The following is a 22,686-nucleotide window of genomic DNA, read 5'->3' on the forward strand; positions in this document are numbered from 1 at the left end:
GGCTTATTCTCCGTGGCCAAAGAGAGTCGGGTCAGTGCGTTGCACGATGGCGCAGAAGTCTTCGCTGTCATCCAGCGTCGCGCGGCTGTCATCCCAGAGCTGCGCCACGGTATTGGCAAGGGGGAGTTCCAGGCCTAGCTCTGCTGCCAGATCACTGGCCAGCCCGACATCCTTGCGCATCAGGCCCATGGTGAAACCGGAATCGTAGGCCTTGTTGATCACCCAGCTGGGGAACATCACCTGACTCGCACCGCTGCGTCCCGAGCCCGCATTCACGCCTTCCAGCAATTTCTCCGGGGATACGCCTGCCTTGGCGGCCATGGAGACGGCCTCCGCCGTGCTGATCAGATGACAGGCCGCGAGCATGTTGTTGGCGATCTTGGCGACGTTGCCCGCCCCACAGCTGCCGACGTGCACACGGCTGCCGCTCATGGCTTCCAGTACCGGCATGGCGCGGGCCAGCACTTCCTCCTCGGCACCGATCACCATCGACATGCTGCCGCTCGCCGCGCCCTTGGGGCCGCCGGACACCGGGGCATCGATGAAGTCGATGTCGCGACTCGCTAGGGCGACTGCCACCTTGCGGCTGGTCTCGGGAGTCGAGGTAGTGGTGTCGATCACGATCAGACCGGGCTTGCCCAGGGCCAGCAGACTGATGGCGTCCTGTTCGGTTTCCTGTGCGCCTTCCTTGCCAAGACATAGCTGCTCTACATGCTCTGCCTTGGGCAGCGACAGGATCACGACGTCGATCCTGTCCAGCAGCTCTGCCAGTGAACTGACCGGTATGACGCCTGCCGCGGCGGCCTTGTCACGCGCAGCCTGTGAGAGATCGAACCCGAAGACGGGGAAGTCATGGCGAGCTAGCGTTGCGGCCATGCCGCCACCCATGTTGCCCAGTCCGATGACACCGACGGTTGTTGTCATTGTGTGGTTCCTGTCGTGGTTGGAATCGTCATGCGATTGTTGTGAAAAGGGGCAGCCGGCGGGGGAATCGCCAACTGATGTGGCAAGCAGGAGGCGTCATTCGGCGCCGACGAATTCGAGCAGCACGTTGCCGGCTGCGCGGGCATCGACCACGGTCCGCTCATCAATCTGGTGATGGGGAACCGCATTGCGTGTCAGAAGCTCGCGCATAGCGCGCGGGTTGCGCGTGTTGAGACGAATCGCGATGGCATGCGGTCGTAAGGTCGGGTCTTGCGTGCTGGCGGGCAGTGCCATCTGCGGGAATTCTCGTGCTGCCTGGGCGGCATCCACGGCGCGCAACATGCCGCAGCCGGTGTCGGCTTCCAGCACGCCATCGCGCCAGACCACCGCATCGCCATAGATCGCTCGCCAGCGTGTTTCCAGTGGATGCGGTGCCTTCAGATCGCCTGGCTCTGCGAGATAGGTGATCGCTGTGATGCCGTCGACCTCATTGGGATGCTGCTGCCAGCCCTCGACCCAGATGAGCTCGGGGCGATGTTGATGGCAGAGGAAGTTGGAGGCATCCGGCAGTGACGGATCGATGAAGAGTGCCAGCGAGACGACCGCTTCATCATCGCGACCATCCGGCAGCGTCATCTTGCGTCGGAAATCGATGCGGCCCTGGCTTGGCAAGCCTGCAGCCGTCAGGCGTTGATGGTCGGCGTCCGCGTTACGGCTATGCAGTGCGACCAGTGACACGCCTTCCTCGCCACGCGCCAGAAACTCGCCTAGCTGGCGGCCAAAGCAGAAACGCTCACCATCACAGGTCACGCTGGAATTGGTGCCGAACTTGCTGGCATCGTCGATGCCGATTACCTCGATGAAGTTGTCTCGGAACATCATCAACGAGGTGACACTGCCCCAGGGGTGATAGCTGACGGGCGAGGGTGCGAAGCCCATCCTGCGATATAGCGCCAATGCCTCTGCGTGATCACGTACGGTGACCAGCGGGTGGTCGATGCCTTGCGGTGACTGACGGGGAAGACTCATGACGATTACTCCTTGAGTGAGATTGGTGTCATTGGCGGGCTTCAGGCTGGGTCATGTCTGGTGAATGGCTTATCGTGGCGAGCGAGCTGGGTGCCTGTCCGACGACTCGAGCCGGTGTACCCGCCACGACGCTGCCGGCGGTGACAGGCTTCAGCACCACGGCATTGGCGGCCACGATGGCGTTCTCGCCGACCTCGATATTGCCCAGTACGGTGGCTCCGGCGCAGACCAGCGCCCCACGGCGAACGTGAGGATGGCGCACTCCCGCCTCGCCGAGCGTGCTGCCCAGTGTGACGCCATGCCACAGACTGACCTCATCCTCGACGATGGCGGTCTCGCCGATCACCAGCCCGATGCCATGATCGACGAAAAGTCCCTTGCCCAGGCGGGCTGCCGGATGGATATCGATCGCCCAGCAATTGGCGGCCCAGTTCTGCAGCAGCACCGCACTGGTGGCGTCGCCATGTGACCACAGGCTGTGCGCGATGCGATGGGCCTGCACGGCCTGGATACCACGAAAGGTGAGAAAGGCTGACAGGTGGTTCGGGCAGGCAGGATTGAGGGTAACGACGCGGGTGATGTCGGCAGTCGCGCCTGCGCAGATGCCGGGTGTCGCCTCGATGAGTGTCGTGAACCATCGTGACAAGTCGACCTCACCGGCTTGCGGCTGCAGTTGCAGGGCGAGATGGCTGGCCAGTGCCTCGTGAAAGGAGGCGTGACGCAAGACACGCTGCTCGAGATGGGCCTTGAGAATCGGGTTGCGCTCGCTGAGTGTCAGCGCCTGCTCGCGTAGTTGCTGCCAGAGAGTGTCCATCGCCTGCGCCTCTAGTGGTCGCTCAATGTTCGCCATGCATGTGTCATCGCGCTTGAGCCGATGGCGGTTGCCAGCCAATGACCCGAGTATGGACAGCGCTTCTGTGTTCCAGCAATAATCCAGAATTCACTTTAATGTTGCTTTGAAGGCAATGCTGGGGGTGTCATGAGTCAGGTGCAGGAGCGGCGGATCGGGCATCTCCATGAGGCGGCAAGACTCGGTAGCGTGCGTGCGGCGGCCGATTATCTGAATGTGGCGCCCTCCGCGGTCAGTCGACAGATCACCCAGCTGGAACATGAGCTGGGCATGCCGCTGCTGGAGCGGCACAGGCGTGGGGTGAAGCCGACGGAGGCCGGGGAACGGGTGCTCGAATACTATCGACAGCGCCTGGCCCAGCAGGAAGTGCTACTCGAGTCATTGCAGTCATTGAAAGGGCTGCAGAGTGGCTCGCTGGTGTTGGCAATCGGCGAGGGATTCATCGAGGGGCTGGCAGGGCCATTGAGCCGGTTTTCCGCGCGCTATCCGGGCATCGAGCTCAAGGTGAATCTGTGCGGAACCAATGAGGTGATCCGTCAGGTCGTCGAGGATGAAGCGCATCTTGGGCTGGTGTTTCACCCAGCGGGTGACCCCAAGATCCGCACACATGTCTCGCGACCGCAACCGGTGTGCGCAGTGGTCAATCCAGCGCATCCGCTGGCGCAGCAGTGTGCGGCGGGCTCGGGTGAAACGCGTGAGCCCTTGGCGCTTGGAGAGCTATCCAGTCACTCTCTGGCACTGCCGGAGGTGTCTTTCGGCATTCGCCAACTGGTGACATTGGCGGAGCATCAGGCGGGCGTGATGCTGAGCCCGACCTTGACCTGCAATGCCATTGCCATGCTCAAGCAGTTCGCCTTGCATGGCGGAGTGACATTGCTGCCGGAATTCGTGGTCACCGAGGAGGTCGATGCCGGACGGCTGTGCCGCATTCCGTTGCAGAAAGCCCAGTTCGTCACACCCCATGTGCAGTTGATTAGCCGACTGGGAAGGCAATTGAGCGGGGGCGCCAACCGCCTGTTGGGCCTGCTGCAACAGGACATGGCGGCCTTCAACCCGCCATAGGCAGGGTCAGTCGGTCAATCGCGCTGACGGTGAGGGATTCAGTACGGGATTGGCGCGCAGGCGCTCGGCGGCGAAATCCAGAAAGGTACGTACCTTGGCCACTGCGCCGCGCCCCTCGCTATGCAACAAATGAATCGGCAACGGTGGTGGCTCGAGCTCTTCCAGTACGACCTGCAGACGTCCCGCTGCGAGGTCATCGCCGACCTGATAGGACAGCACACGGGTAATCCCCCAACCAGCACGCGCAGCTTCGATGCAGGCGGCAATGCTGCTCATCGTTAGCTGTGGGCTTACCCTTGCCTGTTGCTCCATCTCCTGACCGAAACGCCACTCCCTTCCGTTGTTCAGTGTGCTTGAAGCAATGACGCGCTGTGTGGTCAGCGCCTCCAATGAGGTGGGAATGCCTTCACGGGCGAAATAGGCCGGTGAGCCGCATACGACTCGTCGCACACTACCCACACGAAGTGCCGAGAGCCCCGAAGAGGGCAGTGAGCCGATGCGCACGGCGATATCGAAACCTTCCTCGATCATGTTGACCACGCGGTCCACCATCACCACTTCGGCGCGCATCTCGGGATAGTGCTCCAGATACTCCATCAGCAGCGGCATCACGTGAATGCGACCGAACTCGGTGGGGCAGGTGATGCGCAATACGCCAGTAGGGCGTGTCGCGGCGCCGCTGACACCATCCTCCGCTGCTTGAAGCTCCGCCAGGATGCGCCGTGCATCCTCCAGATATCGCTCACCGATCTCGGTCAGGCGTACGCGACGTGTGGTGCGTGTGAACAGGCGCGCACCCAGGCGGGCTTCCAGGGCATTGATGCCGCGTGTCACCGAGGGAGCGCTCATGCCCAGCGCGCGGCTGCCTGCCGCAAAGCTTTCGGCGTCCGCCACGGCCACGAAGACCTCCAGTGTCTGCAATCGGTCCATCTGTGGCTCCTATTGGCGTCGATTGTTGTCATTATCTGGAATGATCAATTGTGTCTGCTGAGGATTCTAGCAGCCAGATGAGGAGAGTAGTGTGGGGTTGTGTTTGATCACCCCAACCGCTGGAGACTCTTTCATGTCAGCCAATCTCCCACGCCATCCCTTGCCACCGTTCACGACAGACACTGCGGCACACAAGGTGCGTCTTGCCGAAGATGGCTGGAACAGCCGTGACCCCGAGAAGGTAGCGCTGGCGTATTCCCCAGACACCCGCTGGCGCAATCGCTGCGAATTCGTGACCGGCCGTGATGAAGTCGTGGCCTTTCTGACCCGCAAGTGGGCAAGCGAACTCGACTATCGCCTGATCAAGGAACTGTGGGCGACGGCAGATGCCCGCATTGCCGTGCGTTTTGCCTACGAGTACCGCAACGACAGCGGCCAGTGGTTCCGCGCCTACGGCAATGAAAACTGGCAGTTCGATGCACAAGGCCTGATGACCCACCGCCACGCCAGCATCAATGAACATCCGATTGCCGAAAGCGAACGACAGTTCCATTGGCCGCTCGGGCGTCGTCCCGATGACCACCCGGGGCTGAGCGATTTCGGATTCTGAGTCCTCAACACCCGGTGTCTTTCACACCATCGTTTCTCTCTTTTCATTCTCCTCACATTGCAGGTGAATCATGAACTCACGCTTCTCTTCCACTGCCGCACCCGTTCGTCTTTTTCGTAATCCCAAATCCGGTCACTGTCACCGTGTCGAGCTGATGTTGGCATTGCTGGATATTCCCTATGAGACGGTGGATCTCGACATGGCCAATGGCGCGCACAAGGCGGCCGAATTTCTCAAGATCAGCCCATTCGGGCAGGTGCCGGCCATCGAAGACAATGGTGTCTTCCTGAGTGACTCCAACGCCATACTCGTCTACTTGACCCACCGCTATGATGCCGAGTGCCGTTTCATGCCCAGCGATGCGCTGGCGGCGGCCGAGGTGCAGCGCTGGCTGTCGGTGGCGGCTGGCGAAATCGCCTCGGGCCCCTGTGCCGCACGTCTGGTCACCGTATTTGGTGCTCCCTTCGATCATGAGCAGACCATCGCTCGTGCCCATGCCCTGTTCAGTGTCATGGAGCTTCATCTGGAGCAGCAGCAATATCTGGCAGGCGATCACATCACGCTGGCGGACATCGCAGGCTACAGCTACATCGCTCACGCGCCGGAAGGCGGCGTCAGCCTCTCGCCTTATCCCAATATTCGCGCCTGGCTTGCGCGTGTCGAGGCGTTGCCTGACTTCGTGGGCATGGCGCCGAGCCCGATTCTGGCCTGAATCACCACGACCGTAAGGTGTCATCATGAGTGAGCATTGCCAGGTATTTCATGCGGGGGAACGACGCGTTCAGGCGCGTGCAGGAGTGTCCGAGAGTTATGTCGACCAGGTGGCCCCTTATGTGCGCGACCAGATGCCAGAGCAGCATGTCGCGTTCTTCGAGAGTTTGCCGGTGCTGTTCATGGGCGTGCCGGACACGCAGGGCTGGCCATGGGCAGTGGTGAGCTTTGCCGCCCCTGGCCAGCTTTGTGATGCCACGCCCGGTGAGCTGAAGGTGCATGCAAGACCGGCGCTGGGGCAATTGCTGGGGCTGGAGTTCACTCCCGGTACCAGGATCGGCGTGCTGGGTCTGGATCTGGCCAGTCGGCGGCGCAATCGTATGAATGGCACTCTGCTTGCCCCTGACGCGGTGGCGGACATGGCGCCTGCTGGACTGCGGATAGGAGTCGATCAGAGCTTCGGCAACTGTCCACAATACATCCAGCAACGTGAGGTCGACTGGGCTGGCGAGCAGGCGAAAGCGCCGGTCAGTCGTGAGGTGTCACTCGACGCTGAGGCGGCACTCAACGACGAGGCGACATGGAACGATGAAGAGGTGCGCGCCCTGCTGGCCCAGGCGGACACCTTCTTCATCGCGACCCGCGCAGGTGAGCTGGATGAGGCTGCTCCCAACGGCGTGGATGTCTCGCATCGTGGCGGCAGACCAGGCTTTCTGCACCTGAATGCCGATGGCAGCCTGTCGTTTCCTGATTTTGCCGGCAATCGCTTCTTCAATACCTTGGGCAATATCGAGCTGGATTCGCGGGTCAGTCTGTTGATACCGGACTTCATCACCGGAGAGGCCTTGATCTTCAAAGGCCATGCCCGGATCGACTGGAATCCTCAGCGGGCAGCGCTGGTCGAGGGCGCCGAGCGCATCGTGGATGTGGTGCCGGAGCAGATATTGCACGTCGCACATGTCCTGCCGGCTCAGGGACGACTGATCGAGCGCTCGCCCGCGCTTGAACAGACCGGTGACTGGCCGGCCGCTGACGAGTCGCCCTTATCCCTGCGCCGGCTGCGAGTCATCGACAAGGTGCGCGAAAGCGAGGTGATCACCTCCTTCTATCTGGCACCGTGGCCGGAAGCAGGGCCGGAGCACGAACCGGCGGAAATCGACGCCTATCAAGCCGGTCAGTTTCTGACCCTGCGTCTGGCCTCAACGCCAGACAAGCTCTTGACCTGCGGCGAGATACCGGTGATGCGTAGCTACAGCATTTCTCAGGCCTGGCGGGCGGGGCATGGTGCCTACCGCATCTCGGTACGCCGTGACCCGAAGGGGCTCGCCTCACGACTTCTGCATGATGAAATCGCGGTGGGCGATGTGCTGGAGGCTGCGCCACCGGCGGGGAATTTCGTGTTGCAGGACTCGCCCGCGCCTATCGTGCTGTTGTCATCGGGTGTCGGAATCACGCCGATGATCGCCATGTTGGACACCTTGGTTCAGCAGGCAGAAGCAGGCCATCCACCGCATGGTGAGGTGTTCTTCCTGCACGCCGCACGTGATGGGGGAGAGCTGGCATTTGCTGAGGTGCTGAACGTCTGGGCGCGCGGCCATGCGTGGTTGCATGTACATATTGCCTTGTCGCGCCCGAGTGAGGCGGATCTCGTGGCCGGGCGGCATCAGTCAGAGGGCAGGCTGGAGCTGGTGAGTCTGGCGGGTAGCCTGCCGGGCCTTGCCTCAAGCCATGTCTATCTGTGTGGTTCGGAGGGCTTCATGCGCGCGCAATACGCCGCCCTGATGGCGCTGGGGTTACCGCGCGAGCGACTGCATCATGAATTCTTCGGCCTTGGCTCGCTGGAGCAGAGAGATACCCTCGCGGTTGCGCAATCGGCAGACTTCCAGGCGAGCTTGCCGGAACGTACCCAAGTCACCTTCACGCCGCGCGTGGCAGCTGGCCAGTCCGCGGCCAGCGCTGCAGGCATAACACGACAGTGGACTCCCGAACAGGGCAGTCTGCTTGAGCTGGCCGAGCAGTCAGGCGTGAATACCCTGTCCAGTTGTCGTTCCGGGCGCTGTGGCAGCTGCGCATTGCGACTCATCGAGGGGGAGATCAAGTATCCCGAGCCGCCACAGGCCGGCGTAGCTCAGGGTCAGGTGTTGATGTGCTGTGCCTATCCGGCGGGAGAGGCGCCACTGGTCATCCAGACGCTTTGAGCAAGGCGTGCGTGCCCCCTGTTGCGACTCGTGATGACAGTGTCTCATGCAGGGCGACAAGCCTTATGGAAATCAGTGAGATAGCGTCAGCGAGGTTCATGGTCCTGATAGGTGGGCAGCGGTATAGTGGATGATGCATGTCATTTGTTCCGCGCCCCTGACGGCTCACGGCTGGCTCGGCGTCATAGACAAGGATCTCTTTGATGGCTTCATTTCGTATTCTTACCCATCCCCAGCATGGCACGCGTGCCGTCAAGATCGGCTGGTCCTGGCCGGCGTTCTTCTTCGGCATGTTCTGGGCGCTCTACAAGCGCATGTGGTTGCTGGCGGGCAGCCTCTTCGGCTTCATCGTGCTCAGCTCGGTCTTCATCCCGGCGACGATGGAAGGGCAGCTGATTTCCAACGTCCTGTTCCTGGGCTTGAACCTGACCATCAGCTTCAAGGGCAACCAGTGGTACGCGAGCCTGCTGGAAACCCAGGGCTATCAAGAGCAGGCACAGGTCTCGGCGCGCAATCCCGATGATGCGCTGGCTGTGCATGCCAATTCGCATAAGGCCTCTGCTGACGATACCCGCCACCATGAGCAAGGCGGCGCTCACTCACAGGATCAGGATCCTTGGGGCGATCAGCGTGAGCGCAAGGATGGCAGGGGTGACAGAGTTGAAAAAGATGAAAGAGATGACGACGACAAGGGCGATGGTGGCTCCGGTGGCAAGGGCGGCGGCAACGCCACGGGCACCTTCATCGGCTAAGGGCATGCCAAGAAAGAGAACAGACGATGAACCTTCAAGGACGATTGACGCGCTGGAACGATGACAAGGGCTTCGGTTTCATTACCCCGGCGTCGGGTGGCAAGGATGTCTTTGCCCACATCAGTGCCTATAAGGGGCGTGGAAGGCCCAAGGCCAGTGCGCAGGTGCATTATCAGTTGGGCATGGATGACAACAATCGCCCACGTGCCGTCCGCTTTCGCACCCATGGGGCCGGGGCTTCCAGCACTTCAATCGGGGTGGGGCTTGCATGGTTGGTGGCGTTGGCCGTTGCGGTCGTGCTCGGTGCAGGATGGTGGCAGGAGCGTCTGCCATGGATGTTGCCTGCAGCGTATCTGGGCATGAGTCTGGTGGCGTACATGGCGTATCGGGTCGATAAACTGGCTGCTGCCGAGAGTGAACAGAGGGTTCGCGAGGATACCTTGCACTTCATGGAGCTGCTGTGTGGCTGGCCCGGCGCGCTGATCGCCCAGCAGAGCCTGCGCCACAAGACGCGCAAGACCAGCTACCGGGTCGCGTTCTGGTGTGTAGTATTGATCAACATCGCGGCCGTGAGCTGGCTGATGCTCTCGCCGGACGCCGCGACCCTTCGAGACCTGCTCGGTTTCCCTGTCATGGCGGGAGAGGCCATGATCCGGTGGTCATGAGCGGATGATCGAGCGGCGTCATCGCGCGCATGACAATGACAAAGGGGGCCTGAACCAGGCCCCCTTTGTCGTTGCTGCTCCATGGTGTCTGCCATCAGAACGGTGCGTAATCATCCTGTTCGGCGCTCGAGGCGACCCAACGCTCCCTGGCAGGTATCGCTCGACGCTGGGCGCCCTGTGGCGGTATCTGGCCTCGCTCACCATACAGCCACAGCACCAGGTTGGAGCGCTGGCCGCTGGTGATCGGCTGCGCGGCATGCGGCACATTACCGCGATGCAGCATGGCCGAGCCGGGTGTGAACGCGAAGCGCACTGCGTCTCCGCTCGCCGCGTCCAGGACGTCCAGTTCAGAGCCCCCGAAGGTCTCGTCGGGCAGGTTCATGTTGATGTTGAGGGTCACGGACGAGGCGTCGGTATGCGGCCGAATCGACGCGTCCGTGGTGGGCTGATAATGGATCGAGAAGCCGAAGGACTGGCTGTCGTAGCCGATGATTTCCGGGAACAGCAGCCGCGAGATCGGGCGCATGTAGGTGTCCAGCAGTTGCTGATAGAACGCCTGGAAAGTCGGTGCCGCCAGATAACCTTCTGAGCGACGGTCGAGCATGGCGCCGCGCCGGTTGAGCACGATGCCGTAGGGCGGGCGCAGCGGAATGCCGGCGTCCCATGCCTGTTCCAGCAGGTTGCGCAGGTCAGCGATGCGCCCGACATCGAAGAGCTGGAATTGATAGACGTCAGTGGCGACTTCTGTCATCAGCGCCTTGACGTCCGTCTCGCGCTCGGGATTTTCCCACGCCTGCTTGACGGCAGTGCGCAGCGCCTCGTCGATCAATCCACTGTCGAGGATGGCGAGGTCGTCCTGCTCGACGGCTTCCCATTCACGCCAGGCGTCACTCAGCAGCTGACGATGGCTGTCCCAGAATTGCTGGACGGAGGGGGCGCGCCGCAGCATGGCTTCGCGGGAAGGCAGTTCGAGCTCGCGGGCCTGCTGTAGCCGGGTCTGCTGTAGTCGGATAGGGTGCAATACAGAATGAGTCATGGGGTGTCTGCTCCAGAAACCTGCGACATAAGGCTGCCGTTTCGGCGATGTTGAGCAATTTATTGCGCCGTGACTTGTTGATAAACAGGCCACTGGAGTAAACACATTCAATATTCTATTGATAATCTCCACACAACAGCAGGCCCGCACACAATGCGGGCCTGCTGTCGTCTGCCAGAGTGAAGCGAGGCGAGTTGTCAGCTCATCAAGCCGTCAATCACGCCCAGACCATAAAAGGCGATCATGCCGATGATGCCCGCGAAGATCACGTAGTAGAGCGTCGGGAGGATCGTCTTGCGGAGCGTGACGCCTTCGCGACCCAGAAGGCCGACGGTGGCCGAGACAGCCACCACGTTGTGGATGGCGATCATGTTGCCGGCAGCCGCGCCAACCGCCTGGAGGGCGACCATCATGGCGCTGGAGATGCCCAGGGCCTGGGCGACGTTGAACTGGAAATCGGCCAGCATCAGGTTGGAGACGGTGTTGGAGCCGGCGATGAAGGCCCCGAGGGCACCGACACTCGGCGCGAACAGTGGGTAGATATCACCTACGCTATCGGCGATGAACTGCGCCATCGCCACCGGCATCGACACCAGATCCGCCTCGTTGACGCCGGAGTTGATCAGGATGCGCACCATCGGAATCGTGAACAGCAGCACGAAGCCTGCGCCGAGGATGGTGCGGCTGGATTCGCTGACGGCAGCACTGACATCCCGCATGCGCATGCGGTGCAACACGATGGTGAGGAGTACCACGACCACCAGGATACCGCCGGGCAGGTACAGGGGCTGCAGACTGCCGGAGATGTCACCCTCCCCGAGAATGCCGCTCCAGCCGAAGCTCCATGAGGTCAGCGCCTCCTTGATCGGTGCGATGACGCGCGACATCACCAGCAGCACCGCGAGCAGCACATACGGCAGCCACCCCATGCCGACCGAGAGTGGCTTGCGGCCCTCGACGGGCTCAAGCGTCATGTCCAGCTTGCCGATCCACTCCGCCGGCCAGCTGTCAGCGTTCGGGAAGTCCCAGGTTCTGCTGGGCAGCAGAAAGCCCTTGCGCGCCGCGGGTACCACGATGGCGAGCCCCACCATGGCGCCGATCATCGACGGGAACTCCGGCCCCAGCAATATGCCGGCCAGTACGTAAGGCACCACGAAGCAGACGCCGGCAAACAGTGCGAAGGGGGCGACTTCCAATCCTTCACGCCAGGAGCGATTGGCGCCGAAGAAGCGCACCATCACCGCGACCATGATCAACGGCATGCAGATCCCGATGATGCCGTGGGTGATGGCGACTTCAGACGTCACCAGCTGGAAATAGGCGTCCCAGCTCGAGCCATTCGCGGCCAGTGTCTCGCTGACACCGGCTTTGTCGAGGCCACCGGAGACCCCGACCACGATCGGCGTGCCGACCGCGCCGAAGGAGACCGGTGTCGATTGCACCATCATGCCCACCACGACCGCCGCCAGGGCCGGGAAGCCCAGTGCCACCATCAAGGGAGCAGCGACGGCGGCAGGGGTGCCGAAGCCGGAGGCGCCTTCGATGAAGCAGCCGAACAGCCAGGCGACGATGATGGCCTGCACGCGGCGGTCCGGGCTGATGCCGGAGAAACCGTTGCGTATCGCGGCAATGCCGCCGGAATGCTTGAGGGTATTGAGCAGCAGCAGGGCGCCGAAGATGATCCACAGGATCGCGACCGTCAGTATCAGCCCCTGCAGGGACGAGGCCAGTACACGAGTGAAGGTCATGTCCCAGGCCAGCAGGGCGATCAGTGCAGTGACCACGAAGACGATGGGCATGGCGAGGCGGGCGGCCATGCGAAAGCCGATCAACAGCACCCCGGCGAGTAGCAATGGCACAAAGGCCAATAGTGCCAATAGCGACTGATTCATGTGCAGCACTCTCCCTATGTTGCGTGGCGAACGTCGTTTTGGAAGTCTTTGTTGTTGGGTGGGTGCGTTGTTATGTCGCACCTGACGCTAGCTCAAGGTAAGAGAGTCCATTTGTTTCTGCTACTTGAGGTCATCTGGTATTACTAGTGATGGCCCTGGGGTTTATTTTCGCCAACTCATTGATAGTCAATGCCTCTGTGAGGTGTGGCAGCCCACTCATCACGCGCAGCAGGTCAGTTTATTAGACTAAAAGGCAGCAATTGACCGGGTGAAAGGTGTCTTCTTTCTGAGCGTGACAGGAAGGATGGCATACACGAGGCTGGTCGGGAGCGTTGTCTTTCGCGCCAGGAGAGTGGGCTTACGCCTTGCTGGCTGGCGTGAATCCCAGCTTCATGGTGAGGTCATTGTCTCAAGATGATGGGCGAAATGGAGACCTGTACAAGCAAGGCCATATCTCTGGATTATCCAACAATTCGCGCTCGATTAAGTGGCAAGCCACTCGTCGTAATCATGTCTGTCATGCATTGACATCAGGTTTCAAGTTTATCTTTCGTTGGCTGATTGAGCATAACAATTGGATACCATTTAAATAAAAGAAAGTACAAATAAGCCGGCTGTGTATATTTACAGGCTCCGGGCGTGTCTTGTTACGTTGTTTTCCTCAATCAATCACGTCTATGGAAAGCGCATGGCACAATGGGGCACGTTATTGGTCATTCTGGCAGCCCTCCAGTGGGGGATCACCGGTGGGCTGGGAAGTCAGTTGATGTCGTGGGGCTGGCAGGCCGAAGTCATTTCGTTCTGGCGCGCCATGGTGGGGTTCATCTGCATGCTGGGCTGGATGGTTCTGCTGGGTTATCACAAGCGCCCCGCCGACTCCACGCGTGGTCTGTTGGGGTGGTCACTGCTGGCGGGGCTGGGGGTCGCCGGCAACTTCATGTTCTATTTCAAGAGCGTCAATGAAAGCAGTGTCGCAGTGGCTGCCACGCTGATGTACAGCGCGCCCATCTTTGTCTACATCGCCTCTTTCCTGGCGCGGGTCGAGAAACCGACGCCGGTCAAGTTGGGGTCGATCGTGGTGGTGATGATCGGCATCGTATTGCTAACAGGTGTGCTGCAATCCGGCTCCGCGTCCGTCACCCCCCTGGGCATCGCCTCTGGTTTGTTGGCGGGCGTGTCTTATGCCGTGTTCATCTTTGCCTTCAAGTCCGCTTCGCGGCATGGCAGTGTGCCGGGCATCCTGGCCATCGCGCTGGGCTTGAGCACCTTGATCATGATGCCATTCACGGACATGGGGCAGGCAATTGCGGTGCCCTTCGCCGATGAATGGTGGGTCTTCATTCTGTTCGGACTGGTAGGCGGTGGCCTGTCCTTCTATTGCTATATTGCCGGGCTGCGCCATAGCTTGCCGTCGGTTGCCTCTATCGTCGCCATGATCGAGCCGATCACTGCCACTCTTTACGGTCTGTTGATTCTGGGGCAGGGCCTGAGTGCCATGCAGGCAGGTGGCATGGCGCTCATTCTGATCGCGATCACGGTGCTGAGCCTGGCGCAGAATCGCCCGGATGTGTTGCTGCGCATGCCGCTCGGGCTGCGCAAGGCCATGCCGAATGAAATGCAGCCGACTCAAACGGAACAGTCAGGTAAATGATGTCTTGTGAGCCCCGAACTGATGTCTTCATTCTGCTCGCGAACGTGATGAATACCATGAGGTACAGGATGCGCGAGTCGCGATGGCATTAGCGAAGAGATGAAGGTGCCTGAAACACGACAACGCCTCGTCAGCATGGCTGGCGAGGCGTTGTCGTGTCGTGGTGTGCATGAAGTCGAATGTTGCCAGTGCGTGCTTGATCTGCCTCGTTGTCAGCTATCGGTGAGTACGGCGGCAAGTTCAGGGCTCGGGCGACTGGCGTTGACGAAGAAGTCATTCATCGTCAACAGCAGGTACTTCTTCATCATGTTCTGGGCCGGCAGGAAGATGAGATCTCCAAAGTCGAAGTTGCCCGCCTGGTGCGGCACGGAGTCCTGAACGGCGTAATCCTTGCTGAACAGCAACTGCTCGTTCTTGTCGTACAGACGATACTGGACATCGAAATCGGCAATGATATCGAAATCCTCGTTGGCGACACCGAAGGTCAGCAGATTCTTGGTCAGGTTCTGGGCAATCAGGTAATCAAGATAGACAGGGCCGCGCTTCTCATGGGCCTGGATTTCCACCTGTAGGCGGTAGTCGCTGGCACGTGCATCATGGGTGATGCGCGAAGACGCGGGCAATTGCTCACGCAGCAATTGATTGAAGTGGGTCATCGCCGGTGAACAGATGCGCGACAGCTTGATGTTGCCCAGTGGTTGCATGGACTGTTGGGCTGCGCCGGAAAACAGGTTGGCTTGTGGCTGGCTGTAATAGACGTCGGAATAGAATACCTTGTGCTGGTAGGCCTGCGCCTCCACCGGTGTGACCTTCGGGACATCGATCTGTGCGCGCGACACACAGCCGGCCATCACCATGAGGGCAATGCCCGCGGTAGCGAGTTTCATCAATGGCATGGGCATTCGAGTGACGGGCATATGACGAATTCTCGGGCGTGGCGAAGTTGCCGCTCACCGTAACATGCGCATGTCACAAGGCTAAACACGGGCCAAACAACGCCTTTCAACTATTGTTAACTTTTGTTGAATATTGTTGCATTTGTATGAGTGAAGACTCGCAAGAGGTGCCAGCTCAATCGAACCAGCGCTCGAGCGTCGACTCTGCGCGCGCGGAATGTTCCGGTTTGATATGTGCGGCGACGATGGCGACGGCGCCTGCCATCAGCGTCAGGTCATCGGTGTAGCCAAGGAGCGGCGTGAAGTCCGGCAACCCGTCGATGGGCGAGATGAAATAGCCCAGCGCCCCATAGATGGTGGTGCGCGCCCAGAGAGGCGTGTCGGGGTCCTGAGCGGCGAAATACATGCGAAATGCGGGGTTGAGCACGCGCTTGCCGGCTTTTCTGGCGGCACCGCTCACCTTGCGCCAGAAGCCGGCCTCAGAGTAGTCCTCGGCATGGGCGTCGAGGGCCTCCTGGTGGGGGCGGCTGCCATCGCCCGTCTGCGCTACCTGATCCGGTGCCGGCAGCCTGAGTGTCTCAGGCGGCTCGGCGGCGATGATGGTCTCATTGGTCATGGCGCTGTCTCCGTCATCTGAAGGTGTCGGTAATGGCTGCCAGCCTCATATCCTGCGCTGCAGGCCTTACTCTACCATGTGACTTTGTGCGGGTTGCGTCGTTCAATGAATCGCTCCGTGAGTCACTTCGGGAATCGTTCCGTGTGTCGTTATGTGGAGCGCTTTGTGAATCGCTCCGTGCTGGGAATGACAGACAGAGGAAGACGCCGCCTCCTCACCCGTATCGACTGGACAAGGAGACGGCGTCTTTCTTGGCGATCAGGCACAGATCAGGATCTTCGCCTCAGGCGGGCAGGTCGAACAGCAGGGCATGCAGCCGGTGGGCTTCGCTCAGCGCGAGCCGTGATGCCTGATCCAGCGTCACGGCGTCGCCGGCTCCCAGCGAGACACTTTGCGCATCATCCCCGCTCAAACGCGTGGTCCCTTCGATCACGTGCAGATAGTAGCGCCGCTTTGCATCCAGCGGCAGCGTCAGTGCTGCGCGCTGCTCGTCATCTCCCTGCAGACCGATGCGATACATTCGGGCATCCTGATTGATGGCCAGCACCCCAGGCGTGACTTGCGTCGATGGTGCGATCAGCAGAGTGAGGCCGTCGCGGGCGGCGAAAGGCTGCTGCTGATAGCGCGGCGACAACCCCTTGGCCTGTGGCGTGATCCAGATCTGCAGAAAGCGCAGTGGCTCGTGCGAAGAGGCGTTGTACTCACTGTGCTCGATGCCCGTCCCGGCACTCATCAGCTGGACTTCTCCCACCCCCAGGGTATGCCGTGAGCCCATGCTGTCGCGGTGCTCGATGTTGCCCGACAGCACATAGCTGATGATTTCCATGTCACGGTGCGAGTGCGGATCGAAGCCCGCGCCCGGCGCCACGTGGTCATCGTTGATCACGCGCAGTACGGAGACGCCCATGTGAGCCGGATCGTAGTAGCTGGCGAAGGAAAAACTGTGGCGGCTCTTCAGCCAGGCGAACCTGGCATGGCCGCGTTCATTGCCTGGGCGTAACGTAAGCATGGCAACCTCCTGAGACTGTGCGGGCGCGCATTGAGTGATGAATAGCCAGCCTTCAGCGGGCTTACGAATCGTGCCTGGCCGGGCTCAGCAGACGGTCGAGTGACAGCTTGCCGCCGCCGGTGATCATTAGGCTGGCCGCGATGGTCAACAGGGCCAACGCGTATTCGAAGCCGTTGTTGCTCATGAACAGGCCATTGCCGATATGCACGGTCAGAATGGCGATCAGCATCGTGAAGGCCAGCACGGCAGCGGCCGGGCGCGTCAGCAGGCCGATCAGGATCGCCAGTCCGCCGAAGAACTCGCCGCTACCGGATAGCAGCGCCATCAGGTAGCCGGGCTCGATGCCCATGGAGGCCATCCACTGCCCCGTGCCTTCCAGACCGTAGCCGCCGAAGGCGCCGAACAGTTTCTGTGAACCGTGGGCCATGAAGATGATGCCGGTCGGGACTCGCAGCACCAGGCTTGCGAGGCTGGAATCGGTGGTCATCAGGCGAGAGAGGGCAGACTTGAACATGTGTGGCTCCATTGATCAGGGGGTATGAGATGTTTAAGATCAGTGTGTTTGATCGATGGGGCTACTATAGAATGAGGCTTATCAAAAAAATAACGGAGGATTCTGGTCTCAATGATCAGGATTTTTGAACTATGGTCTCACCCATCACACTCGACGCTCTGCGCGTGCTGGATGCCATCGAGCGCCGCGGCAGTTTTGCTGCGGCCGCCGAGACACTGCATCGCGTGCCCTCGGCGATTTCCTATTCGGTCCAGAAGTTGGAAGAGGAGCTGGGCGTGCCGCTGTTCGATCGCTCGCGCCGCAAGGCCGAGCTGACCGATGCGGGCCATCTGGTACTGGCGCATGGGCGGCGCATTCTGCTGGCCACCGAGGAGATGACGGCGCTGGCGCGTCAGGCGGGAGTGGGCTGGGAGGTCGAGCTTCGTATCTGCGTCGATACCATTCTTGATCCGGAGGCGCTCTATCCGCTGTTGGAGGAATTCCAGGCCATCCAGCCGCGCACGCGGGTGGTGTTGAGCGAGGAGGTGATGGCGGGTGCCTGGGATGCGCTGCATGACAATCGCTGTGATCTGGTGATCGGCGCGCCCGGCGAGCCACCGGTGTCGGGGCTTGCGTGCCGGCGGTTCGGCGCAATAGAACCGGTCTTCGCCGTGGCGGCAGATCATCCGCTGACCCGGCTGGCGCAGCCGATCGCCATCGAGGCGCTGCAGGAATATCCCACCGTGATCGTGGCGGACAGTTCGCGTAGCCTGCCCGGTCATTCTTCCGGCTTGCTGGATGGCCGCAGCCAGATCATCGTCAAGACCACGGCGCAGAAGATCGAGGTTCAGCGCAAGGGGCTGGGGGTCGGCTATCTGCCGCGCCATCGAATCCATCGCCAGCTGGAGGAAGGCAGTCTGGTCATGCTTTCACTGGAGACGCAGCGCGCGCCGATCGATCTCTCGCTCGCCTGGCGCAGTGGTCGTCAGGGCAAGGCGCTCAAATGGTTCCTCGAGCGCCTTGCCGCCCCCGGCATGGGCGAGACCTTTGGACTGTTGCCGCGCGAGGCGACGACTGACTTGCGTGGAGACTGACACGAACAGACGCCCTCAGTCCCAGTCGAGCACCACCTTGCCCGACTGACCGGAGTTCATGATCTCGAAGCCCTGCTGGAAGTCTGCGACGCCCAGGCGATGGGTGATGATGGGCGAAAGATCCAGCCCTGACTGGATCAGGCTGGCCATCTTGTACCAGGTCTCGAACATCTCGCGGCCATAGATGCCCTTGATGGTCAGACCCTTGAAGATGACCTTGGTCCAGTCGATGGCCATCTCTCCGGGCGGAATGCCCAGCATGGCGATCTTGCCGCCGTGATTGATGACATCGAGCATCTGCTCGACGGCGGAAGGCACGCCGGACATTTCCAGCACCACATCGAAGCCCTCATGCATGTCGAGCTCTGCCATCACCTCCTGCAGGGATTCGCGGCTGACATTGACGGTGCGGGTCGCGCCCATTTTTTCGGCCAGTGCCAGTCGATAGTCATTCACGTCGGTGATCACCACGTGGCGAGCCCCGATATGTCGGATGACCGCCGCCGCCATGATGCCGATGGGCCCGGCACCGGTGATCAAGACGTCCTCGCCGACCACATCGAAGGCCAGTGCCGTGTGCACGGCATTGCCGAAGGGATCGAAGATGGCTGCCAGGTCATCGCTGATTTCATCCGGCAGCTTGAAGAGGTTGTAGGCGGGCAGGGCGAGGTATTCGGCGAAGGCGCCGGGGCGGTTGACACCCACGCCCTCGGTATTGCGGCACAGATGGCGACGTCCTGCTCGGCAGTTGCGGCAATGGCCACAGGTAATGTGCCCTTCGCCTGAGACACGGTCGCCGATCTCATAGCCGCGCACCTCGCTGCCCAGTGCGACGATCTCCCCCGCATACTCATGACCGGTGACCATCGGCACCGGCACGGTTGCCTGCGACCACTCATCCCACTGATAGATGTGCATGTCCGTGCCGCAGATCGCGGTCTTGCGGATCTTGATCAGTACATCGTTGTGGCCGATTTCCGGCACGGCCGTCTCGGTCATCCAGATCCCGGGTTCGGCCTTGAGCTTGGCCAGCGCCTTCATGCATCACCTCCCGTCGTGGACTCGATCACGCCCATCTCGCCCCCGATGCGCGTGAAGGCGGCAATGGCCGTCTCGATCTGCTCCGGGGTATGCGCCGCCGAGATCTGGGTACGAATGCGAGCCTGTCCCTTGGGCACCACCGGATAGGAAAAGCCGATCACGTAGATACCGGCCTCCAGCAGGCGATTGGCAAAGTCGCCCGCCAGGCGCGCATCGCCGATCATCACCGGAATGATGGCGTGGCCGGCGCCCGCGAGGGTGAAGCCGGCCTCCTGCATGCCACGACGGAAGCGTTCGACGTTCTCCCACAGTTGATGGCGCGCCTCGGCGCTGTCCTCGACCTTGTCCAGCGCCTTGAGGGTCGCAGCCACGATGGGCGGCGCCAGCGAGTTGGAGAATAGATAAGGGCGCGAGCGCTGGCGCAGCCACTCGACGATGGGCCCGCGTGCGGCCGTCACGCCGCCCGAAGCGCCACCCAGCGCCTTGCCGAAGGTAGTGGTGATGATGTCGATCTGATCCATCACGTCATGGTATTCGTGGCTGCCACGCCCATTGGCCCCCACGAAGCCGGTGGCGTGGGAGTCATCCACCATCACCAACGCGTCGTAGCGTCTGGCGAGCTCGCAGATGCCCTTGAGATTGGCGATCACGCCATCCATCGAGAAGACACCGTCGGTGGCGATCAGCTTGAAGCGTGCACCGGCGGCGTCCGCTTCCTGGAGGCGGGCCTCGAGTTCGCGCATGTCATTGTTGGCATAGCGATAGCGGCTTGCCTTGCACAGACGCACGCCATCGATGATGGAGGCGTGATTGAGCGCATCGGAAATGATGGCGTCTTCAGGGCCGAAGAGTGTCTCGAACAGGCCGCCATTGGCGTCGAAACATGAGGAATAGAGGATGGCATCGTCCATGCCGAGAAAGGCTGCGAGGCGCTTTTCCAGCACGCGATGTTGATGGTGAGTACCGCAGATGAAACGCACGGAGGCCATGCCGAAGCCATCACGCTCCAGCGCTTGTTGCGCGGCCGCGATCAGTTCGGGGCTATCAGCCAGGCCCAGATAGTTGTTGGCGCAGAAGTTGATGACCTCCGAGCCTTGCCCCTCGCGTTCATCACCGCCCGCGACTCTGAGGCTGGCACCCTGGGGCGAGGTGATCTCGCGCTCCTGCTTGTAGAGACCTTCTTCATGCAGTCCATTGATCTGACGGCTGAGGTGGTCGTGGAAACTGGCTGGCATACGTCACTCCTGTCTGTCGTTGTCCTGTTCGTTTCCGATGGACGCTGAACGCCTGCGGGAAACGTGATGGCACAGGCTTTCAGCGTAGTCGGGGTCTGTCAGTGGCGTGGTGCGGATCGGGCGCTCAGCTGGCCGGGTGCTCCTTGAGTTCGTTGCCATCCTCGTCCTCAAAGGTCAGCCCCCAGCTGGTAATGGCAGCCAGCAGCATGATGGCCACGAGGAACCAGCCCTGGAAGACAAACGGGAAGACGGCGGTCGGCGAGACGGAGGGCAGCCAATCGTAGGTGCCCTGCATGGACTGGATTGTCGACCAGCCCAACAGCACCGGTGCCCCCCAAGGGAAGATGTAGCCCAGTGCAGAGGTCACGGCGTCCAGCATGTTGGCGCGGCGATAGCGATGGATGCGGTACCGGGTGCCCAGCGCACGCACGAAGGGCGCGGCCGCGATTTCGGCGGCGGTGTTGATGGTGATGGCGCTGTTGAGCAGCGCCACGATCCCCCAGATGGCCAGCTCGGCGCGGCGCATGGATTGCTTGATCCAGCGCATCAGCAGGCGCGTGACATGCTCCATGGTGCCGCCGAGGGTCATCAGGTGGGCCGCACCGACGATCAGCAGGATCAGGATGCCCATGTTGACGTAACCTTCGACGCCGCGAACCAATGCGCCAGTCATGACGCCATCGGCCTCGGAATCGAAGGCGATGATCTGTGGCAGGCTGCCGGTGCCGGCGATCAGCATGACAGGAATGGCGAGCAGGATGCCCCAGGTCAGAGAGGTCAGCAGGTGCTGTCCACGCAGTGCCAGTATCAGTACCAGTGCAAAGGGCGCCAGCATGATCAGTCCCGCTGGATCGGCGGCCTCCTGCATCGATTGAACCGCCGTGGGGTCGGTGACTCCGCCTTGCTCGCTGCCGCCGAAGATCACGAACAACGCCAGCGCCGGCAAGGCTGCTGCAATCGAGTACTTGAAACGGCTTTTCACCACGCCGGGGACATCCGCGCCTTGGGTCGTGGCGGAGACGATGGTGGTGTCCGACACCGGGGCCAAGTTATCGCCGAAGATGGCACCGGACAGAATTGCGGCAAACAGCAGGGTGGGGTCACCGCCCACCGCGATGCCGGCCGGATACATCAGCGTGCAGAAGGCGACCGTGGTGCCGTAACCAGTACCAACAGCGGTCGAGAACACGGCTGCGAGCAGGAAGGTGAGCCCGACGAACCAGCCGCCGGTCATGTCCGAGATGCCGCCCAGCCAGACAAGCCCTTCGACCAGTCCCCCGACTTGCAGAACCTGAGCGAACATCCCGGCATAGAACCAGGCGACGATGGCGACCACCCCGATGGGCTGCGTCAGCCCATCGAACAGGCCGTTGGCATAGTCCTCCCAGCGACTGGTGCAGAAGAACAGACCGAGGGTCAGCCCGAACAGTGCCCCCATGACTAGGCCGATTTCAGAGGACAGCCCCAGCACGCTGGTCGTGATTGCCCAGACGACAAAGAAGATCAACGGGATGGCGGCGCCCCAGGCACCGAAGCGGAATGTCAGCGAAGGGGAGCCAGGCGCTACGTGTGATGCGTCATTGGGCGGGTGAGCAGCGTTCTGCTGCCCAGGAATCTGCTGTGAAGTCGGGGACATGTCATTACCTGTCTACGTCATTGTGATTGTTGGGTGACGACTTGAGGCAGTCGCTGGGCAAGACGATCTTCCGAATGGCAAGGCACTTGCTTCACCTTGCATCGGATTGCACTCGGCACATGCCAGAGCGCAATGGCGATGTCCGCATGGCCTTGTTAGCAATACAAACGCCAGCAAGGATTGTGGATGTTTGATGTCTTGCTAGCATGAAGCGCTGAAAATCCAGCGTTCTGCCAGTCATTTCAGCCTATCAGTGTGTGCTGATGGACTGTCAATGCGGCGAAGGCGCAAGACGTGTCGTTCGTGGCGGGTAGCGAAAAAAGGTGTTCATCAGACGTGACACGGCCCTGCACCTC

General features: G+C 61.2%; 21 protein-coding genes. 8 read left to right on the top strand and 13 right to left on the bottom strand.

Annotation, left to right across the window (positions count from 1 at the left end; all coding sequences use genetic code 11):
* Window positions 1-3 precede the first annotated feature (3 nt).
* The 3 genes from QQF40_RS07900 to epsC are packed head-to-tail and all read right to left on the bottom strand — an operon-like array spanning window position 4 to window position 2,803.
* On the bottom strand, window positions 4-1,014 hold the full coding sequence (locus QQF40_RS07900) for an NAD(P)-dependent oxidoreductase (RefSeq protein ID WP_285461101.1): 1,011 nt from the start codon (window positions 1,012-1,014) through the stop codon (window positions 4-6).
* Between the two features lie 6 nt (window positions 1,015-1,020).
* On the bottom strand, window positions 1,021-1,953 hold the full coding sequence (locus tag QQF40_RS07905) for a VOC family protein (protein WP_285460968.1): 933 nt from the start codon (window positions 1,951-1,953) through the stop codon (window positions 1,021-1,023).
* 28 nt (window positions 1,954-1,981) lie between these two features.
* On the bottom strand, window positions 1,982-2,803 hold the full coding sequence (epsC, locus tag QQF40_RS07910; RefSeq protein ID WP_285460969.1) for a serine O-acetyltransferase EpsC: 822 nt from the start codon (window positions 2,801-2,803) through the stop codon (window positions 1,982-1,984).
* A gap of 129 nt (window positions 2,804-2,932) precedes the next feature.
* Here epsC and QQF40_RS07915 point away from each other — a divergent pair, with 129 nt between their 5' ends.
* Entirely contained in the window at window positions 2,933-3,865 is a 933-nt protein-coding gene (locus QQF40_RS07915) for a LysR family transcriptional regulator (protein ID WP_285460970.1), read from the top strand.
* A 6-nt stretch (window positions 3,866-3,871) separates the two neighbouring features.
* Here the strand turns inward: QQF40_RS07915 and QQF40_RS07920 are convergent, their stop codons facing one another.
* A complete protein-coding gene (locus QQF40_RS07920) occupies window positions 3,872-4,795 on the bottom strand; it encodes a LysR substrate-binding domain-containing protein (RefSeq protein ID WP_285460971.1) in 924 nt (307 codons plus the stop codon).
* A gap of 133 nt (window positions 4,796-4,928) precedes the next feature.
* Here QQF40_RS07920 and QQF40_RS07925 point away from each other — a divergent pair, with 133 nt between their 5' ends.
* The 5 genes from QQF40_RS07925 to QQF40_RS07945 all read left to right on the top strand — a co-directional run bounded on the left by QQF40_RS07925 (window position 4,929) and on the right by QQF40_RS07945 (window position 9,731).
* Complete coding sequence (locus QQF40_RS07925; protein ID WP_285460972.1) at window positions 4,929-5,405, top strand: nuclear transport factor 2 family protein; 477 nt, start codon at window positions 4,929-4,931, stop codon at window positions 5,403-5,405.
* Window positions 5,406-5,475: 70 nt separating this feature from the next.
* Window positions 5,476-6,117 carry a glutathione S-transferase family protein gene (locus tag QQF40_RS07930; protein ID WP_285460973.1) on the top strand — a complete coding sequence of 214 codons (642 nt, stop codon included), beginning with the start codon at window positions 5,476-5,478 and terminating at the stop codon, window positions 6,115-6,117.
* Window positions 6,118-6,142: 25 nt separating this feature from the next.
* Window positions 6,143-8,314, top strand: a complete 2,172-nt coding sequence (locus QQF40_RS07935; RefSeq protein WP_285460974.1) for a 2Fe-2S iron-sulfur cluster-binding protein — start codon at window positions 6,143-6,145, stop codon at window positions 8,312-8,314.
* Window positions 8,315-8,517: 203 nt separating this feature from the next.
* On the top strand, window positions 8,518-9,066 hold the full coding sequence (locus QQF40_RS07940; RefSeq protein WP_285460975.1) for a DUF2628 domain-containing protein: 549 nt from the start codon (window positions 8,518-8,520) through the stop codon (window positions 9,064-9,066).
* A gap of 26 nt (window positions 9,067-9,092) precedes the next feature.
* Entirely contained in the window at window positions 9,093-9,731 is a 639-nt protein-coding gene (locus tag QQF40_RS07945; protein WP_285460976.1) for a DUF1294 domain-containing protein, read from the top strand.
* A 94-nt stretch (window positions 9,732-9,825) separates the two neighbouring features.
* Here the strand turns inward: QQF40_RS07945 and QQF40_RS07950 are convergent, their stop codons facing one another.
* Together QQF40_RS07950 and QQF40_RS07955 are read right to left on the bottom strand one after the other, a co-directional pair.
* Window positions 9,826-10,767 (bottom strand): 2OG-Fe(II) oxygenase family protein, encoded by a 942-nt coding sequence (locus QQF40_RS07950; RefSeq protein WP_285460977.1) that lies wholly within the window; start codon window positions 10,765-10,767, stop codon window positions 9,826-9,828.
* A gap of 197 nt (window positions 10,768-10,964) precedes the next feature.
* The gene (locus QQF40_RS07955) at window positions 10,965-12,659 is read right to left on the bottom strand and encodes an L-lactate permease (protein WP_285460978.1); all 1,695 of its coding nucleotides are present in this window, start codon (window positions 12,657-12,659) and stop codon (window positions 10,965-10,967) included.
* Between the two features lie 688 nt (window positions 12,660-13,347).
* On the opposite strand from QQF40_RS07955, the gene QQF40_RS07960 reads away from it, so the two are divergent.
* Window positions 13,348-14,310: a DMT family transporter gene (locus QQF40_RS07960; protein ID WP_285460979.1), complete on the top strand. Its 963-nt coding sequence runs from the start codon at window positions 13,348-13,350 to the stop codon at window positions 14,308-14,310.
* 212 nt (window positions 14,311-14,522) lie between these two features.
* On the opposite strand, the gene QQF40_RS07965 is transcribed toward QQF40_RS07960, so the two are convergent.
* The 4 genes from QQF40_RS07965 to QQF40_RS07980 form a co-directional block, all read right to left on the bottom strand.
* Entirely contained in the window at window positions 14,523-15,206 is a 684-nt protein-coding gene (locus QQF40_RS07965; protein WP_285460980.1) for a hypothetical protein, read from the bottom strand.
* Window positions 15,207-15,381: 175 nt separating this feature from the next.
* Entirely contained in the window at window positions 15,382-15,822 is a 441-nt protein-coding gene (locus tag QQF40_RS07970) for a YkvA family protein (protein ID WP_285460981.1), read from the bottom strand.
* A gap of 283 nt (window positions 15,823-16,105) precedes the next feature.
* Window positions 16,106-16,831, bottom strand: coding sequence for a pirin family protein (locus QQF40_RS07975; RefSeq protein ID WP_285460982.1), 726 nt, complete (start codon window positions 16,829-16,831; stop codon window positions 16,106-16,108).
* A 61-nt stretch (window positions 16,832-16,892) separates the two neighbouring features.
* A complete protein-coding gene (locus tag QQF40_RS07980; protein WP_285460983.1) occupies window positions 16,893-17,345 on the bottom strand; it encodes a DoxX family protein in 453 nt (150 codons plus the stop codon).
* A gap of 131 nt (window positions 17,346-17,476) precedes the next feature.
* Between QQF40_RS07980 and QQF40_RS07985 the strand changes: the two genes are divergently transcribed.
* Window positions 17,477-18,418 (top strand): LysR substrate-binding domain-containing protein, encoded by a 942-nt coding sequence (locus QQF40_RS07985; RefSeq protein ID WP_285460984.1) that lies wholly within the window; start codon window positions 17,477-17,479, stop codon window positions 18,416-18,418.
* Between the two features lie 15 nt (window positions 18,419-18,433).
* Here QQF40_RS07985 and tdh read toward each other — a convergent pair whose 3' ends face one another.
* The 3 genes from tdh to QQF40_RS08000 form a co-directional block, all read right to left on the bottom strand.
* On the bottom strand, window positions 18,434-19,459 hold the full coding sequence (gene tdh / locus QQF40_RS07990; protein ID WP_285460985.1) for an L-threonine 3-dehydrogenase: 1,026 nt from the start codon (window positions 19,457-19,459) through the stop codon (window positions 18,434-18,436).
* A complete protein-coding gene (locus QQF40_RS07995; RefSeq protein WP_285460986.1) occupies window positions 19,456-20,694 on the bottom strand; it encodes a glycine C-acetyltransferase in 1,239 nt (412 codons plus the stop codon). Before QQF40_RS07995 ends, tdh begins: the two co-directional genes overlap by 4 nt.
* A 124-nt stretch (window positions 20,695-20,818) precedes the next feature.
* Window positions 20,819-22,330, bottom strand: coding sequence for a Na+/H+ antiporter NhaC family protein (locus tag QQF40_RS08000; protein WP_285460987.1), 1,512 nt, complete (start codon window positions 22,328-22,330; stop codon window positions 20,819-20,821).
* Window positions 22,331-22,686 lie beyond the last annotated feature (356 nt).

This window comes from Cobetia sp. LC6 (assembly GCF_030264805.1).
GTDB lineage: Bacteria > Pseudomonadota > Gammaproteobacteria > Pseudomonadales > Halomonadaceae > Cobetia.

What these genes read in the sequence shown, in the direction of transcription:
- epsC (WP_285460969.1), bottom strand. Translation starts at nt 2,803, where the DNA reads ATGGCGAACATTGAGCGACCACTAGAGGCGCAGGCGATGGACACTCTC.
- tdh (WP_285460985.1), bottom strand. Translation starts at nt 19,459, where the DNA reads ATGAAGGCGCTGGCCAAGCTCAAGGCCGAACCCGGGATCTGGATGACC.
- QQF40_RS07985 (WP_285460984.1), top strand. Translation starts at nt 17,477, where the DNA reads ATGGTCTCACCCATCACACTCGACGCTCTGCGCGTGCTGGATGCCATC.
- QQF40_RS07970 (WP_285460981.1), bottom strand. Translation starts at nt 15,822, where the DNA reads ATGACCAATGAGACCATCATCGCCGCCGAGCCGCCTGAGACACTCAGG.
- QQF40_RS08000 (WP_285460987.1), bottom strand. Translation starts at nt 22,330, where the DNA reads ATGTCCCCGACTTCACAGCAGATTCCTGGGCAGCAGAACGCTGCTCAC.
- QQF40_RS07905 (WP_285460968.1), bottom strand. Translation starts at nt 1,953, where the DNA reads ATGAGTCTTCCCCGTCAGTCACCGCAAGGCATCGACCACCCGCTGGTC.
- QQF40_RS07930 (WP_285460973.1), top strand. Translation starts at nt 5,476, where the DNA reads ATGAACTCACGCTTCTCTTCCACTGCCGCACCCGTTCGTCTTTTTCGT.
- QQF40_RS07940 (WP_285460975.1), top strand. Translation starts at nt 8,518, where the DNA reads ATGGCTTCATTTCGTATTCTTACCCATCCCCAGCATGGCACGCGTGCC.
- QQF40_RS07920 (WP_285460971.1), bottom strand. Translation starts at nt 4,795, where the DNA reads ATGGACCGATTGCAGACACTGGAGGTCTTCGTGGCCGTGGCGGACGCC.
- QQF40_RS07960 (WP_285460979.1), top strand. Translation starts at nt 13,348, where the DNA reads ATGGCACAATGGGGCACGTTATTGGTCATTCTGGCAGCCCTCCAGTGG.
- QQF40_RS07915 (WP_285460970.1), top strand. Translation starts at nt 2,933, where the DNA reads ATGAGTCAGGTGCAGGAGCGGCGGATCGGGCATCTCCATGAGGCGGCA.
- QQF40_RS07955 (WP_285460978.1), bottom strand. Translation starts at nt 12,659, where the DNA reads ATGAATCAGTCGCTATTGGCACTATTGGCCTTTGTGCCATTGCTACTC.
- QQF40_RS07935 (WP_285460974.1), top strand. Translation starts at nt 6,143, where the DNA reads ATGAGTGAGCATTGCCAGGTATTTCATGCGGGGGAACGACGCGTTCAG.
- QQF40_RS07945 (WP_285460976.1), top strand. Translation starts at nt 9,093, where the DNA reads ATGAACCTTCAAGGACGATTGACGCGCTGGAACGATGACAAGGGCTTC.
- QQF40_RS07925 (WP_285460972.1), top strand. Translation starts at nt 4,929, where the DNA reads ATGTCAGCCAATCTCCCACGCCATCCCTTGCCACCGTTCACGACAGAC.
- QQF40_RS07950 (WP_285460977.1), bottom strand. Translation starts at nt 10,767, where the DNA reads ATGACTCATTCTGTATTGCACCCTATCCGACTACAGCAGACCCGGCTA.
- QQF40_RS07965 (WP_285460980.1), bottom strand. Translation starts at nt 15,206, where the DNA reads ATGCCATTGATGAAACTCGCTACCGCGGGCATTGCCCTCATGGTGATG.
- QQF40_RS07980 (WP_285460983.1), bottom strand. Translation starts at nt 17,345, where the DNA reads ATGTTCAAGTCTGCCCTCTCTCGCCTGATGACCACCGATTCCAGCCTC.
- QQF40_RS07995 (WP_285460986.1), bottom strand. Translation starts at nt 20,694, where the DNA reads ATGCCAGCCAGTTTCCACGACCACCTCAGCCGTCAGATCAATGGACTG.
- QQF40_RS07975 (WP_285460982.1), bottom strand. Translation starts at nt 16,831, where the DNA reads ATGCTTACGTTACGCCCAGGCAATGAACGCGGCCATGCCAGGTTCGCC.